Origin of the sequence: Brevibacterium limosum (assembly GCF_011617705.1) — a bacterium.
GTDB lineage: Bacteria > Actinomycetota > Actinomycetes > Actinomycetales > Brevibacteriaceae > Brevibacterium > Brevibacterium limosum.
Genome location: NZ_CP050154.1, coordinates 719,704 through 735,178, shown reverse-complemented (window position 1 = coordinate 735,178; position 15,475 = coordinate 719,704). Strand labels below are relative to the sequence as shown.

General features: G+C 66.0%; 13 protein-coding genes. 3 read left to right on the top strand and 10 right to left on the bottom strand.

Annotated elements, in window-relative coordinates; all coding sequences use genetic code 11:
- Window positions 1-106: 106 nt before the first annotated feature.
- From GUY37_RS03205 to pdxH, 5 genes are all read right to left on the bottom strand, one after another.
- Window positions 107-607: an HNH endonuclease gene (locus tag GUY37_RS03205; RefSeq protein ID WP_152347635.1), complete on the bottom strand. Its 501-nt coding sequence runs from the start codon at window positions 605-607 to the stop codon at window positions 107-109.
- Between the two features lie 427 nt (window positions 608-1,034).
- Complete coding sequence (locus GUY37_RS03200; protein WP_166822109.1) at window positions 1,035-1,862, bottom strand: C40 family peptidase; 828 nt, start codon at window positions 1,860-1,862, stop codon at window positions 1,035-1,037.
- Between the two features lie 461 nt (window positions 1,863-2,323).
- On the bottom strand, window positions 2,324-3,010 hold the full coding sequence (locus tag GUY37_RS03195; RefSeq protein WP_152347637.1) for a metal-dependent transcriptional regulator: 687 nt from the start codon (window positions 3,008-3,010) through the stop codon (window positions 2,324-2,326).
- 263 nt (window positions 3,011-3,273) lie between these two features.
- Window positions 3,274-4,746, bottom strand: a complete 1,473-nt coding sequence (locus GUY37_RS03190) for an aldehyde dehydrogenase family protein (protein WP_166822107.1) — start codon at window positions 4,744-4,746, stop codon at window positions 3,274-3,276.
- Between the two features lie 220 nt (window positions 4,747-4,966).
- A complete protein-coding gene (pdxH, locus tag GUY37_RS03185; protein ID WP_166822105.1) occupies window positions 4,967-5,638 on the bottom strand; it encodes a pyridoxamine 5'-phosphate oxidase in 672 nt (223 codons plus the stop codon).
- Window positions 5,639-5,740: 102 nt separating this feature from the next.
- Between pdxH and serC the strand changes: the two genes are divergently transcribed.
- Window positions 5,741-6,922, top strand: a complete 1,182-nt coding sequence (gene serC, locus GUY37_RS03180; protein ID WP_166822103.1) for a phosphoserine transaminase — start codon at window positions 5,741-5,743, stop codon at window positions 6,920-6,922.
- 582 nt (window positions 6,923-7,504) lie between these two features.
- On the opposite strand, the gene GUY37_RS03175 is transcribed toward serC, so the two are convergent.
- From GUY37_RS03175 to GUY37_RS03155, 5 genes are all read right to left on the bottom strand, one after another.
- Window positions 7,505-8,002 (bottom strand): DUF456 domain-containing protein, encoded by a 498-nt coding sequence (locus GUY37_RS03175; protein WP_166822101.1) that lies wholly within the window; start codon window positions 8,000-8,002, stop codon window positions 7,505-7,507.
- Window positions 8,003-8,247: 245 nt separating this feature from the next.
- Window positions 8,248-9,525, bottom strand: coding sequence for an MFS transporter (locus GUY37_RS03170; RefSeq protein ID WP_166822098.1), 1,278 nt, complete (start codon window positions 9,523-9,525; stop codon window positions 8,248-8,250).
- Between the two features lie 8 nt (window positions 9,526-9,533).
- Window positions 9,534-10,499 (bottom strand): DUF3027 domain-containing protein, encoded by a 966-nt coding sequence (locus GUY37_RS03165; protein ID WP_166822095.1) that lies wholly within the window; start codon window positions 10,497-10,499, stop codon window positions 9,534-9,536.
- Complete coding sequence (locus GUY37_RS03160) at window positions 10,499-10,879, bottom strand: cold-shock protein (protein WP_152347644.1); 381 nt, start codon at window positions 10,877-10,879, stop codon at window positions 10,499-10,501. Before GUY37_RS03160 ends, GUY37_RS03165 begins: the two co-directional genes overlap by 1 nt.
- Window positions 10,880-11,253: 374 nt before the next feature.
- Window positions 11,254-11,484 carry a hypothetical protein gene (locus tag GUY37_RS03155; RefSeq protein WP_166822092.1) on the bottom strand — a complete coding sequence of 77 codons (231 nt, stop codon included), beginning with the start codon at window positions 11,482-11,484 and terminating at the stop codon, window positions 11,254-11,256.
- Between the two features lie 73 nt (window positions 11,485-11,557).
- On the opposite strand from GUY37_RS03155, the gene GUY37_RS03150 reads away from it, so the two are divergent.
- Window positions 11,558-13,702: a helicase-associated domain-containing protein gene (locus tag GUY37_RS03150; RefSeq protein WP_228278334.1), complete on the top strand. Its 2,145-nt coding sequence runs from the start codon at window positions 11,558-11,560 to the stop codon at window positions 13,700-13,702.
- Window positions 13,703-13,838: 136 nt separating this feature from the next.
- Window positions 13,839-15,473 carry a DNA repair helicase XPB gene (locus tag GUY37_RS03145; protein WP_166822089.1) on the top strand — a complete coding sequence of 545 codons (1,635 nt, stop codon included), beginning with the start codon at window positions 13,839-13,841 and terminating at the stop codon, window positions 15,471-15,473.
- Window positions 15,474-15,475: the final 2 nt, after the last annotated feature.

Sequence of the window (15,475 nt, the reverse complement as noted above, 5' to 3'; positions counted from 1 at the left end):
ACCCTAAATCACATTGACGATGAGAACTTCACCTATGTCACATCGTTATCCGAATTGCACCAGCATTTGGACAACACCGTCCCTTATCTGGGACGATGCCGCGTTTTCAGGCGGCGCTGGAGTATTCGAGGAATGGCCGCCACTTCTCGACGGGTTTGTCGATCCCGCGCATCCACAGCTGCCCCAGGCGGGGCTCCTGGGGGAGGGAGCTGAGCTTCCATCCGATCTCGCCGAGGGTGCGGTTGCCTTTGCGGTTGTTGCATTCGCGGCAGCAGGCGACGAGGTTCTCCCATGTGTTCGCTCCCCCGCGGGAACGTGGGACAACATGGTCGACCGTGTACGCCGGCTTGGAGCAGTAGGCGCACCGGTGGCCGTCACGGCGGAGGACTCCGCGGCGAGAGAGCGAGACGCGACGGTTGCTCGGTGGGCGCACATAGCGGGTGAGCAGGATGACGGAGGGCTGATCGAGACTCATGTGCTCGGATCTCACCGGAATGTCCTCTGCGGCCAGCACTGTCGCCTTCCCGGTCAGCACGAGCACCACGGCGCGTGTGAACGGAACGATCGACAGCGGTTCGTAACCGGCGTTCAGCACGAGAGTCTTCATATCTCGCCCCTCATCTTCTTCTCTTCTGGGCCGAAACCGGCTGCCCCGGCCCCAGGGAACACAAAAGGCGCCGTGCTCATGGGCACGACGCCTGGAAAAGAGGGCACGGAGACAGATATGTACTCCGCGCCAGAGACTGGAGCGGCTATTCGAATTATTCGACTATGCCCCATCTGCTTTCCTTCGAATCAGCGGTCGGCGCCGTCCGGCGCCCACCGTTCATGGAACTCAATCCTCTCCAGAGTAACGCCGCGCGCGCCCGTGACCCAATTCATACGGCTCGCGTCACGGAAACTTCGGCTGCCGTTCATCGAATCGGATAGAGGCACGCGGGCGGTTGGGAAGCATGTCGCTGCTTCCGGGCAGACAAAAGCTCCCCGGACGACTCGAGGACCGTCGAGCCGTGCGGGGAGCTTTTCGGTGAAGATCAGAGCACGCGGATGAAGGTGACGTTGCCCATCCAGCTGTAGCTGCGCTTCGAAGTTCCCGAGCTCGGCGAACCGGCATCGTACATCTGTCCGCCGCCGGCGTAGATGCCGACGTGGCCGGGATGCCAGACGAGGTCACCGGGCTTGGCTTCGGACTGCGAGACGACCTGGCCTGCGCCTTTCTGGGCACCGGAGGTGCGGGGCAGGTTCACGCCGACGTGGCTGTAGACCCACGAGGTGTAGCCGGAGCAGTCCCAGCCGCTCTGGCTGGTTCCGCCCATGACGTAGGGGGTTCCGACGCCCTTGGCCGCCCAGGCGAGGACCTGCTCGGCCTTGGAGCCGTCGATCGATCCGGCGTCGGAGCCGGAGTCTTCGGAATCGCTCTTGCCCGAGTCGGATGAGCCGCTGTTGGCGGTGTCATCGGATCCGGTGGAGGCGGGGGTGGAGGTCTCGGAAGGCTCAGGCTTCGGCTCGGGCTTCGGAGCAGCCTCGGCGGTGATGGCCTTGCTCTCGACACCGAAGGAATCGGACTTCTTGTCGCCCTCATCTTCCTTCTTGCTGTTCGAGTCGTCACCGATGGTGACGGTCTGGTTCTCGAAGTCGACCTTCTGGGTGGTCTCGGCTTCTGCTGAGACCTTGCTCTGGTCGTCGGCTCCCTGGCCGGCGGCCGGCATCACTGCGGCGGTCAGCAGACCACCGCTGGCAGCGACAACTGCTGCACGACGGCCGAAGACGCCTGAGTTGGCGTTCAGAAGTTCAGTGAGTTCGGTCAATGGAGTCTTGACCTTGGCATCTGCGGCGCGGCGGCCATGCTGCTTAGTTGCCACGTTTTCCCTCTCGTCCCTATTGGCTTTCCGGGCCAACCGCCACTAACGGTCCTTGGTATCTCACAGCGAGCGTGGCGCTCGGATCTCGTTGTGAAGTCGTCATTGCGTCAACGACCTCAATAACTGTAACCAATCGGTGACCGATTGTCACGTTTTTGTCACAACCGTCGGAAGGAACCCGTGATGTTTTCCATAAAATTGCAGGTCAGAGGCTCAAAATCGCTTAGAGATTCCGTAACATTTTCTCGTTATACGACGTGACCCAGGGGTGGAGAACCACTCCCTGGGTCACGGATCACACTGATTTATAACAAATCGAGCCTGGGGTACCTGCCCCTTCGTTACCACTGCTCGGCCTTGTCGTTACCGAAAAACGGCCTCGCCGTTATCGAGCCACAGACGCGTCGTTACCGTTACCGAGCCACGGCCTCGCCGTTATCGAGCAGAGACTTCTGTGCGTCTCAGCTCCGGTAGGCGAAGACATGCGAGGCGGTCTCGATCGGCAGATCGAGTACGTCCTGCGCACCGGGCACCTGCACAGTGATGTATTCACCGTTGCGAGAGATCTCGACTTCGCTCTCCGGCAGGACACCGGCGACTTGGAACTGCTGAAGCAGGTGGATATCGACCTGCAGCGGTTCGGCCAACCATGCGATCGTCAGCTTCTTCGCACCGTCCCGGCCGACTGCCGTCGCGAGGTCGATGACCTCAGTGTTCTTCGCGGCGTCACCGCCGATGACGTCGAGGCCGGGGATCGGGTTGCCGTAGGGTCCGGAGGAGGTCTCGGGCAGCAGCTTCACGAGCTTGCGCTCGACCTGCTCGCTCATCACATGCTCCCACCGGCAGGCCTCATCATGGACGAGCTCCCACTCGAGTCCGACGACGTCGGAGAGGAGCCGCTCGGCCAGACGGTGCTTGCGCATGACATCGGTGGCGATCCGGCGGCCCTCCGGGGTGAGCTCGAGATGACGGTCGTTGCCGACATGGAGCAGTCCGTCGCGTTCCATCCGCGCCACGGTCTGTGACACCGTGGGCCCGGAATGATCCAGACGCTCGGCGATGCGGGCACGCAAGGGCACGATCGACTGTTCTTCGAGCTCGATGATCGATTTGAGGTACATCTCGGTTGTATCAATGAGGTCGTTCACTTCTGACCAGCCACTCCACTCTTCGTCTTCAGGTCGTTTCGACCGTTTCAGGCGCTGTCACCATTTCGGGTCGTCGCGACCCTGCCCCGCCCCGCACAGGCGAACCCGTTCGCGGCCGTTGCGATCTGTCCCAATCCTATCGTGCGTTAAGCCAAACTCGTGAGTCGAGGAGCTGCCCCGGCTCACGCTTGTCGCGGGCCGCTGCCTGACGGCTCGATCGGCGCGCCCATCGGCTCACCCCGGCGGTACTCACAACGGACTGCTCAGCCCGCGTTCGTGTAGGTCGTCTTGTGCACTGTGAAGAACTCACGTGCCGCTCGAGCCTGTTCCCGGGGCCCGTAGCTCGAGCCCTTCCGTCCGCCGAAGGACACGTGATAGTCCACGCCTGCCGTCGGAGCGTTGACCATGACCATCCCAGCCTCGGCGTAACGCTTGAAATGGGTCGAATATTTCAACGAGGTGGTGAAGATGCCGGCAGACAGTCCGAACTCGGTGTCGTTGGCGACCGCGAGCGCGTCGTCGTAGTCGTCGACCTCGATCACCGAGGCGACCGGACCGAAGACCTCCTCGACGTTGATCGTGTCGCCCGGTCTCGTGCTGGTGACCAAGGCGGGGGCGAGGAAGTATCCGCCCGTGTCCGAGTCGATGAGCTCACCGCCGGTGACCTCCCCGCCTTCGGCACGCGCCCTCGCGATGTAGTCGAGATCCTGGTCGAGCTGGGTCTGAGAGACCACGGGTCCGATGGCGACTCCGTCACCGCGAGCGTCCCCGACCGTCAGGGCTGTCATCTTGTCCTTGAGCAGAGCGACGAATTCGTCATGGACATCGGAGGTGACGATGAGCCGGGAGGACGCGGTGCAGCGCTGACCGGTGGAGAAGAAGGCCCCGTTGATCGCGGCATCGGCGGCCGCTTCGAGATCGGCGTCGCCGAGCACGACGAGCGGGTTCTTCCCGCCCATCTCGCACTGCACCCGGATCTGGTGGGCCGCGGCCGATGCGATGACGGATCGTCCGACGGAGACGGATCCGGTGAAGGTCACGGCGTCGACCTTCGCCGAGGTGGTCAGGGCGTCCCCGACCACCGAACCCGGCCCCATGACGAGGTTGAGGACTCCGTCGGGAAGTCCCGCCTCGGCGAGGATGTCGGTGAGCGCATAGGCGCTGGCGGGAACGAGTTCGGCCGGTTTGAACACGATCGTGTTGCCGAAGGCCAGGGCCGGGGCGATCTTCCAGGCCGGGATGGCGATCGGGAAGTTCCACGGGGTGATGATGCCGATGACGCCGATTGGTTCGTGGGTCATCTCGGCGATGAGTCCGGGGCGGACGGAGTCGACGACCTCTCCGGTGTTGCGGATGGTCTCACCGGCGAAGAACGTGAAGATCTGCGAGGCGCGCAGCACCTCACCCTTGGCTTCGGCGAGCTGTTTGCCCTCTTCCCGGGCGAGCAGGTCGCCGAGCTCGTCGGCGCGCTCGGCGATGAGGCTGCCGGCTCTGTCGAGGATCGCGAATCGCTGCTGAGAGCCGAGGTCCGCCCAGGCGGGGGCGGCGGCGCGGGCGGCATCGATCGCCGAGGCGACCGCGGAAGCATCGGCGCGGGCATAACGGCCGATCACATCGGAAGGGTCGGACGGGTTCGTGTTCGTCGACCGATCGTCACTGGGGACGCGTTCGCCTCCGATGAGATTGTCGAAGACGGCTTCGGGTCCGTACTGGGCGGCGGAGGTCGCCTGAGTCATCGTTGCTCCTTTGCATCGTCTGCGCCTCTGTTCGCGGCGCACTGGTACTGTCCATTCTGCTGTGTGCCCGGGCACCTGTGCTGAGTCGTTCTGCAACACGGGCATGCGGCGCTGCGCGGCGCCGTGCTGCCGCACAGAGCCGTGTTGCCGTGCCGGGCCGTGTGGCCGTGCCGGGCCGTGCTGGTGCACAGAGCCGTGCCGCGACACAGATCTGCCGCGCTCAGGGGTAGAGGCGGACGACCTCCCAGGCCGAGGCATCATCGAGGTCGGCCACTTCGTGGCTGCCGTCGGCCCGGCGGAAGACCCACCGGTCGTGGAACCGGTTCTGCTGGCCCTGCCAGAATTCGATCTCGAAGACGCGTACGCGGAACCCGCCCCAATGATCGGGCCGCGGCACATCCCGGCCCTCCAACTCGGCCGTCGCGGCATCGTATTCGGCCTGCATCTGTTCGCGATCGGTCACCGGCTGGGACTGTTTGGATACGGTCGCCCCGATCTGCGAACCACGGGGGCGCACGGCGAAGTACGCGTCCGAGTCTTGGGGGGCGGCCGCCTCGGCGAGGCCGCGGATGCGGACCTGTCGTTCCATGTCCTGCCACGGGAAGTTCACGGCGATGCGGGGGTCGTCGGCCAGCTGCCGGCCTTTCGCGGAGTCGTAGTCGGTGAAGAACAGGAGTCCGCGTTCGTCGAGACCTTTGAGCAGGACGATGCGCGAGCTCGGACCCAATTCGTCCAGGGTCGAGACGGTCATCGCATTCGGTTCGCGGACGTGGTCGGCCGCCTCGTCGTACCACTGGCGAAGCAGGGCCAGGGGTGCGGCGTCCGGGTGTTCGAAGACGGCAGAGTCATAGGACTTGCGGGTCTGCGGCAGGCGGTCGACGGGTTCGCTCATGCCTTCACTCTACGACGCGGCACGGACATGAGTCAGCACGCGCCTGCGTCATATGTCGGGCCGGTCCCGGACGCCGGGCGGGCCCGCCGTAGAATGTCGGGCGTGACTGCGACGAATATTGAGATCCCGAACGACCTCCTGCCCGCCGACGGACGCTTCGGGTCTGGCCCGGCCCGCATCCGCCCCGCCCAGATCGAAGCGCTGAACGCCGCCGCGACCGAGGTGCTCGGCACCAGCCACCGCCAGGCACCGGTGAAGAACCTCGTCGGCCGCATCCGCTCCGGGCTGGCCGAGCTGTTCAGCCTGCCCGAGGGCTACGAAGTGGTGCTCGGCAACGGCGGGTCGACCGTGTTCTGGGACGTCGCGGCCTTCGGCCTCGTCCGTGAGCGGGCCGCCCACGCGACGTTCGGCGAGTTCGGCCAGAAGTTCGCGAAAGCCACCGACACGGCCCCGCATCTGGGGTCCTCGCTCATCCTCAGCGCCGATCCGGGTACGTCCGCGATCCCGTCGCCGCAGGCCCTGGCCGAAGCCGGCATCGTCTCCTCCCCCGCCGAGGCGGCCACCGGTGAGAACGCCGTCGACGTCTTCGCCTGGCCCCACAATGAGACCTCGACCGGTGTCGCCACCCGGATCGCACGACCGACCGGCATCGCCGAGGACGCTCTCGTCGTCATCGACGCGACCTCCGGTGCCGGCGGACTCGAGGTCGATATCGCCGAGACCGACGTCTACTACTTCGCCCCGCAGAAGAACATGGGCTCCGACGGCGGCCTGTGGGCGGCGATCATGTCGCCGCGCGCCATCGCCCGCGCGCAGGAGATCAAGGACTCCGGCCGCTGGATCCCGACTTCGCTCGACCTCGTGACCGCGATCGAGAATTCGCGCAAGGACCAGACCTACAACACCCCGGCTGTGGCGACCCTGCTGCTGCTCGCCGAGCAGATCGAGTGGATCAACGGCAACGGCGGCCTGGTGTGGGCGACCGAGCGGACCCGTGAGTCCTCCGGACTCGTCTACGACTGGGCGGAATCCGCCGAGGCGGCTCACCCGTATGTTGCAGACGCCGCGGATCGTTCCTCCGTCGTGGCCACTGTCGATTTCGATGAATCGGTGGATGCTGCTGCCGTGGCCAAGGTGCTGCGGGCCAATGGCGTCGTCGACGTCGAGCCGTACCGCAAGCTCGGCCGCAATCAGCTGCGCATCGCGACGTTCGTCTCCGTCGACCCGGACGACGTCCACGCGCTGCTGGCCTGCATCGACTACGTCATCGATGCCCTCAGGTAATTCGACCAGGTAGCTCGGCTCGCGGCGCGTCGACCGTCCGCGTCCTCCACGCAGTGCCATAACCTCCCGTTGCACCGGGGTGTTATGGCACTGCGTGTATGTGCGGGCACTGCGACGTCCCGGTCCTCGCCGGGCAGCCCACCTCCTGCCCGTCGGCTCACTCCTTGCCCGTCGGCCCATTCCTCGCCGGACAGCCCACTCCTCGCCTGTTGGCTCAGCAGGTGCGGACCGCTCTCCGCGGGCGCACACGACCTTCGGAAAGCCTTCGGGAACGGGTTGATTCGCCACCGACGGTGCGGGATGCCCTGCCCTCCCGCCGACCACAATGAGCATCGCTCACCTGTCGCGGCACAACACCCCGATTCACCGAGGTGTTTTGCCGCTATGGGTGACGGATGCGTCAGTACCTATAGGAGCAGCCGCTCCGGGTACGGGCTGCCACGAACGGTGAGGGATGCGCGCGCCCCGCCCCTCCTCGGCTCCGGCCACGGAGTTCTCGCCCGTCGCTCCGCGCCCGCAGGCCAAGAAGTTCTCGCCCGTAGCTCGCTCCACCAAGGACTTCCCTCAGGCAGTGAAGTGCCCTCAGGCGAAGAAGTGGATGAGCACGCCGATGCCGAAGGTGATGCCGGCGAGCATGGCGAGGATGAATTCGATACCGGCACCCAGGCCGATCGCTTTGATCGACTCCCAGCTGGAATTCCACGCCGTCTTGCCGTCCTTGAGGCGGGAGTATTCGGCGAGGTAGAGGCCGGCGACGAAACCGATCGGCAGGCCGAGCACCGGAATGACGAAGAAGCCGATGACCGCGAGCACCCCGCCCAGCAGCACCGAGGAGTTCGGCACCTGCATGGACTTGAGTCTGCGGCCGGTGAGCACGAGCGAGGCACTCATCCCGGCCGCGACGAACACAGCGACGATGGCGAAGATGATCCACGCGGTCGGCCCGCCGATGATGATCGCCCAGATGAGCACCGCAATGGCGATGAGGATCGATCCGGGCAGCACCGGCACGATGATGCCCAGGCAGCCGACAAGGATCGCCAGGCCGACCAGCACCGAGGTGATGATGTCAGTTGTCACAGTTCGTCCGTTTCCCTTGCTCGACCCTCGAATCCGTCGCCGAGGCGGTCGATCGAAATTCTATGACACGAACCTCCGGGCCCGCCGAGTGCCGCCCCTTGCCGAAAATCGCCCAAACCGAGTGCCGCCCCTTGCCGAAAATCGCCCCAACCGAGTGCCAACCCCTGCCAAGCGCCGGCTTCCGCCCGACACTGCTCCAGGTCGAGCTCCCACCTGCGGACAGTTGTCCTGCCCGCTCGAGCCCGTCAGTGTCCGCTGCCGCCCGGAGGCCGACCGTGATAGCTCACGTGCAGGCGGATGCGCGATTTCGGATCCCGGTGGAGGCGCAGGTCCTTGGCCATGATCATCCACGTCAGTCCGACGGCGAAGGCGATGATCCCCGAGGCGCTTCCCACGACCAGCGCCATCCGCGGCCCGAAGAGATCGGCGACCCACCCGGCCAGGGGTGCGCCGATGGGGGTGCCGCCCATGACGACGGCCGCGTAGATCGCCATCACCCGGCCGCGGTAGTTCGCGGCCGTGGTCGTCTGCACATAGGCGTTCGCCGAGGTCATCATCGTCAGCGAGGAGAAGCCGACGAACATGAGGGAGGCGGCGAAGAGGTAGTAGTTCGGCATCAGCGATGCCACTCCGACGGCCACACCGAATCCGCCGGCGGCTCCGAAGATGAACCGCAGCCGGGGCTTCTCCCGCCGTGCCGAGGCGAGCGCCCCCGTGACCGAGCCGATGGCCATGACGGAGTTGAGCAGACCGAAGCCGCTGGCGTCCTTGCCGAATTCGATCTTCGCCATCGTCGCGGTGTAGATGTTGAAGTTGAATCCGAAGGTCGCGATGATGAACAGCACGACGAGGACGATCGTGATGTCCGGGCGCCTGCGCAGGTACTTCAGTCCCCCGAGGACTCCGCCCTTGCCGCGCCGACCGGAGGGATGCAGCTTCGACTTGTCGAGGCGGATGAGCACCGTCAGAGTCGCCGCGAAGCCGAGACCGCTGATGAGGAAGACGGGGCCGGGTCCGATGAGGGCGGTGAGGACACCGGCGACGGCGGGGCCGATCATGCGGGCGCCGTTGAAGGAGGCCGAGTTGAGACTGACCGCGTTCGGCAGCAGCTTCTCACCGACGAGTTCGGAGACAAATGCCTGCCGCGACGGGTTGTCCAGCGTCGTGAGCATTCCGAGCGTGAACGCGAGCACGTAGACGTGCCACAGGACGATGACGTCGGTGATGGTGAGGACGAAGAGGACGAGTCCGATGAATCCCAGCAGCGCCTGAGTGACCATGAGCAGGCGTCGCTTGTCGAACTTGTCGACGAGGTTGCCCGCGAACGGGAACATGATCAGCTGCGGGCCCAGCTGCAGGGCCATGGTGATGCCCAGCGCCGAAGCGTTGTTGTCCGTGAGCATGGTCAGGACGATCCAGTCCTGCGCCGTGCGCTGCATCCATGTCCCGGTGTTGGAGATCAGGGCACCGGCGAACCAGTGCCGGTAGTTCGGCTCCGACAACGACCGGAACATCTGGGACATCGAGTGAGTCAGCCCTCCTGGAACTCGAGCTCGCCGGAGAAGTCGTCGACGACGGCCTCGGCCGGCTCGTTGTTCGGGCGTCTCACATCGGTCTCCGAATGCGCACCGCACCCGGATTCGAGTCCGACCACGCGACCGTCGAACGGTGACCACGCATTGGCGCAGACTCCGAACTTCTGGCGCAGCGATCCGGCGATCGGCATGAGGTATCCGCAGCTGCCGCAGTGTCCGGCCGCGCGTGCGGCGAACTCACCGTCGGGTCCGGCATCGGAGTCCGCCCACCGGGCCGCGGCCTCACTCAGCCCGTCGGAGGAGAGCACGCGTTCGCGGCCGAGACCGAACTCGAAGTTCGGGATCTGGTCGACGTTGTCCGCCGAATTGTCCTCGGTCTGCTGGAAGCCCGGCTGCAGGTTCGGATCCCGGTCGAGCTTCGGCAGGGTATCGCGCGGACCCAGATCGCCGGGTTCGAGTCGCTCCTCCCACGGCACCCATTCGGGGGCGACGAGGGCGTCGGGGCCGGGCAGCAGCGCGGTCTCGCAGACCGTGACCTTCTTCGCACGCGGGGCGCGGGCGAGCACGGCCACCCACCGCCAACCTCGGTAGGTCGGGTCGGTGCACACGAAGTAGTGGGTGACCAGGCGGGTCGCCTCCGCCACCGTTCCCAGGTGTTCGCCGACGACGGCGCTGCCGGCCACCTCGGCGATGGCGGTGCGGGCGATGTCGATCGCCGCGGCCAGCTGGGTGTCGAGGACGACCTTCTCCGTGCCTGACCGTCCGCGGCCGGTCTTCGATCCCTTCGCCGAGGCGGCCGTGCCGTCGCCGGTCGACGCTGCACTTCCAGCTGCGGTCGGCTCGACCTCACCGGCGGTCGAGGCCTGCACGGCACCGTCTCCACCGGTGGTCTGCTCGACGTCGCTTGCGGCAGCGGGCGCGGCGGTCTGCCGGGCCAGCCAATCACTGAACAGTGATGACATCAGGACTCCAAATCGTCGGCAATCGCCCGCAGCAGGCTGGCCACCTTGTTCCCATGCGTCGGATCCGGGTAGCGGCCATGCTGCAGTCCGTTGTTGAGGTCATCCAATACTTTGATGACATCTTCAACCATAACTGCCATGTCCACGGCCGGACGTCGGCGGGCCTTGGCCACCTTGCCCGGAGAGGTCAGGGGGCGGGCCTTGAGCACCTGCGCTCCGCGGCGGGAATCGACGACGTCGTATTCGAGTCGGGTGCCCTTGGTGACGTCGACCCCTTCGGGCAGCACGGAGGAATGGAGGAAGGCCTGCGAGCCGTCCTCGGCGATGACGAAGCCGAAGCCCTTCTCGGCATCGAACCATTTCACGCGTCCGGTGGGCATGATGTCCTTTCTGTCTGGTCGTACCCGCAGTGGCGGGCTCAACGTTCGGTGCCCGCTGGTGCGGGCTGTGTGTCGGTCGGCCACGGGATCCGATTCCGCAGCCGGAGCAGTCTGTGAAGGCCGCCGCCTGTGAGCGGCCGTGATCGTGCAGGCGATGTGGTCCCTGCCCTACCCTGCTCTGCCCTGCCTCGGTCCGTTGTGTCCGTGCAGGCGGTGAGTGCGTTGTCGGCGAGCGCCCGATCGGTGGCGAAGATCACGGGCACGGGCGGGCAGTCGGTCGCCTCGGCGAGGTGGGGATCGGCACCGTCTGGATCACCCTGTGCGGGTGTCACTCATGCCCGTCCCCGCACCGGCGGGCGGCATGAGTGATGTTTTCAGCGGTGGCCCACCCCGGTCTGTCTGCGTCGGATGGCTGCTCGGATCATGGCCACGCAGGCGAGGATGATGGCGATGGGCACGAGGATCATGGGCAGGTAGGTCAGCAGCGGACTGGGGGTCAGTCCCATCCAGGCCTGACCGAGGACGCCGATGAGGCCGAGCGCCCCGATGGCTGCGGCGGCAACCGCTGTGACGACGATGGTCGTGTCGACTCGAGTGGCTGACAATGCGCGTCCTTCCGTCCGTTCTCTCATCCTGATCTGCCCCTCCATTGTACCCCTCGCGATAGACTGATCTGCGATGTCAATGACCTTCAGCCAGTGGCTGTCCCACAGTGCAGATGCCGACTTCGAGTCCTTCGTCCGGACTCGACGCGACCTCCTCCAACCCGAGTCCCCGACGATGGCGGCCCTGGCCGCGGCCGCGTCTTCACGCATCGGGGTCTCCCGCGGCATCGAAGCCCTCGATGCGCGCACCCTCGAGGTCTTCGTCTCCTTGGCCAAGGCGGCCCGGACGACGCCCGACATCGAGGTCGCCGGCAATCCGCATATCGATCCCGCCCTCGCCGAGGCGGCCCTGCCCCGACTGCGCGACCTCGGCCTGGCATGGCCCGCAGGCGGGGGCGGATCCGGGAATTCGGGGACGGGTGACGGATCAGCCGGCGGCAACCTGCTCTCTGACTGCCCGGTCTGGCGGATCCAGTCCGAGGCCATCACCTTGCTGCCGACCTCGGCGGCCGAATCCTCCCGGGCCCATCCGTGGCAGATCGATGAATCCGTGATCGATTCGAGCACGGCCACGATCAGCCAGCCGCTCATCCACAACAGCGAACAGGCCGCCGTGGCCGAGGTGATCTCGTCCCTGCGTGGGCTCGTCGATGAGCTCGCCGTCTTCCCGATCTCCCGACTGACCAGCGGCGGCATCTCCAAACGGGATGTCTCCCGGCTCGCTCGCACTCTCGATCTCAATCTCGAGCAGTCGATCACTCTGCTGCTGGCCGCGAAGTCGCTGCACCTCATCGGGGTCCTCGACGATGCGCTCGATCCGCAGTGGACGGCCGCCGATGACGCCGATTCCGTCCTCGCCGGTGATCGTGCCGAACTGTGGGCGGCTCTGGTCGGAGCATGGCTGCGCGAGCTGCTCGATGTCACTCAGCTGGCGGCGGGGGCGAGCGAGAACGAACGCCTCACCGTGCTCGCGACCCCGAAGAAGTCCCTGTTCAAGGGCTACGGCCTCTCGGTGCCGGCGATGCCGCTGCTGCGCCGCGCTGTCCTGTCCGTCCTCCATGACATCGGTCTGGGTACGGCGCGGTCGGCAGGCTGGATCCATGCCGAGGTGCTGCGACGGCACCCGCTGCTGCCGGCCCATGAGTTCGCGATGACCGAAGCCGTGCTTCACACCTGCGTCACCCTGGGGCTGGCGACGACCCCTCTGCAGCAGCCGGATCATTTCGGACCGAGCCGGTTCGGTCTCCGCCTGGCCTCCGGTCTGGATCGGACGATGGCCGAGCATGCCGAACAGGATCCCTCCATCCTGCCGCTGGGGGTGGCCGTGGAGGCACTGACCGTGCCCGGGGATGTCATCGCCGCGGTCAGCGAAGGGCTCGGGGCCGAGGTCGATTCGGTGCTCATCCAGTCCGATCTCACGGCTGTGGCGACGGGCCCGATCGAACCGCGGGTCCACCATGTCCTGCGCAGGTACGCCGTCGTCGAGGCGCGTGGTCAGGGCACCGTCTATCGCATCGACGCAGAGACCATCGAAGACACCATGCAGGCCGGTCTCACCCCGGAGGAGGCTCTGGCCGAACTCGCTGAGATCAGTGTCGAAGAGCTGCCGTCGACGCTGGAGTTCCTCGTGCAGAACACGGCTTCGAAGCTGCGGCGAGTGCGTGTAGCCGGAGCCCGGGCGGTGCTCATCGTCGACGATCCGGTCGACCTCGATGTCATCCTCTCCGATCAGGCGATGATGCCGGCCGGTCTCGAACGTCTGGCCCCGACGGTGGCGATCTCTCAGCTCGGGCCGGAGCGGACGATGCACCTGCTCGAGGCCGGTGATCATCATGCGCTGCTGCATTCGGCGGGCGGACCGGTGCGCAGGCGTCGGGTGATCACCGAGTCGGAACCCGAGGTCAGCGTGCGGCGGCGTCCGCGGGTCAGTGACAGCCACCTCGGCGAGTACATGCGGATCCTGCGTTCGGCACCGGCCGCGGCGGCCGCGCAGGTGAGCACGGATGAGCCTTTGGGGCATATGGACCGGCTGCGGGAGGCCGCGGAGGCGAAGCGCCGCGTGCTCATCCGGATCGCTGATTCGCAGGGGAAGGAACGGACGATCGAGATGCTGCCGGCCACCCTCAACGCCGGCCGCGTCCGCGGAACCGTCACCACCACCGGAGCCGAGGCCTCACTGGCCGTCGCCCGCATCGTCTCCGTCGACCCCGCCCCCTGATTGCTACCCGACGGCGTCCCAGCAACCTGGCGCCAGGTATCTGAGCCCCCGTCAGGTAGCTCGGAGCGGGAACAATCGGGGATGCCGACGTGTTGTGTCCTCTGGTGTCATCACACTTCGGGAAGGGAAGTTCTGAATGAATGGTCCGTTGATCGTGCAGTCCGACCGGACTGTGCTGCTGGAATCGGGACATCCCCTGGCCGTCGAGGCGGCCGTGGCGATCGCTCCGTTCGCGCAGCTGTCACGGACTCCGGAGTACATCCACACCTACGAGATCACTCCGCTGGGACTGTGGAACGCACGCGCCAGCGGCCATGATGCCGAATCCGTCGTCGATGTGCTCCTCGAATTCGCGAAGTACCCGGTCCCGCATGAGCTCCTCGTCGACATCGTCGACATCATGGACCGCTTCGGTGTGCTCACCCTCATCGACCATCCGATCCACGGACTGACCCTGACCTCGACGGAGACGGGACTGCTCGATGACCTCGTCGGTCAGCCCGACCTCGTCGGCAAGTTCGGCAAACGCATCGACGACGAATCCGTCCTCGTCCATCCCTCCGAACGCGGCGAACTCAAACACGCGCTGCTGCAGCTGGGTCACCCGGTCTCCGATCATGCCGGTTACGTCGACGGCGAGGCCCACGAGATCGCCCTGTCCGATGATGCCCACGGCGGTCAGTGGCATCTGCGCGACTATCAGAAGCAGGCCATCGACCAGTCGCTGTCCGGTGAGTCCGGGGTCGTGGTTCTGCCGTGCGGCGCCGGGAAGACGATCGTCGGCGTGGCCACCATGTCACGGGTGCAGACGACGACACTCATCCTCGTGACGAACTCGGTGTCGGCGAAGCAGTGGAAGGACGAGATCCTGCGCCGCACCAGCCTGACCGAAGACGAGGTCGGCGAATATTCGGGATCGACGAAGGAGATCCGCCCGATCACCATCGCCACCTACCAGGTTCTGACCACCCGGAGGAAGGGCTCGTACCTCCACCTCGAACTCCTCGACGCCAAGGACTGGGGCCTGGTCATCTATGACGAGGTGCACCTGCTGCCGGCACCGATCTTCCGGCTGACCGCGAGCCTCCAGGCTCGTCGTCGCCTCGGGCTGACTGCGACCCTTGTGCGTGAGGACGGACGCGAAGACGAGGTCTTCTCCCTCATCGGCCCCAAACAGTACGAGGTGCCGTGGAAGGAACTCGAACGCCTCGGCTACATCGCTTCGGCCGCCTGCCATGAAGTGCGGGTCCGGCTCGATGGCGGCACCCGAACCGCGTATGCCCGCGCCGACGGTGAGGACCGGTACCGGTTGGCGGCGACGTCCGATGCGAAGCTGCCGATCGTCTCCGAGCTCGTCGCCGATCATCCGGATGCGCAGATCCTCGTCATCGGGCAGTATCTCGACCAGCTCGAGGAGATCGGGGCCGAGCTCGGTGCGCCCGTGCTCACCGGGCAGACCCCCGAATCGGTGCGCCAGGAGCTCTTCCGCGAGTTCCGGTCCGGACAGATTCCGGTCCTCGTGGTCTCGAAGGTCGCGAACTTCTCCGTGGACCTGCCGGCCGCCTCGGTGGCGATTCAGGTCTCCGGAGCCTTCGGGTCCCGGCAGGAGGAGGCGCAGCGGCTGGGACGGATTCTGCGGCCGAAGGAAGATCAGGGCTCGGCCACGTTCTACACCGTCGTCGCCGCCGATACGATCGACGAGCACTTCGCCGCTCAGCGCCGCCGTTTCCTCACCGAGCAGGGCTACAGCTACAGCATCGAAGTCCGCTGACC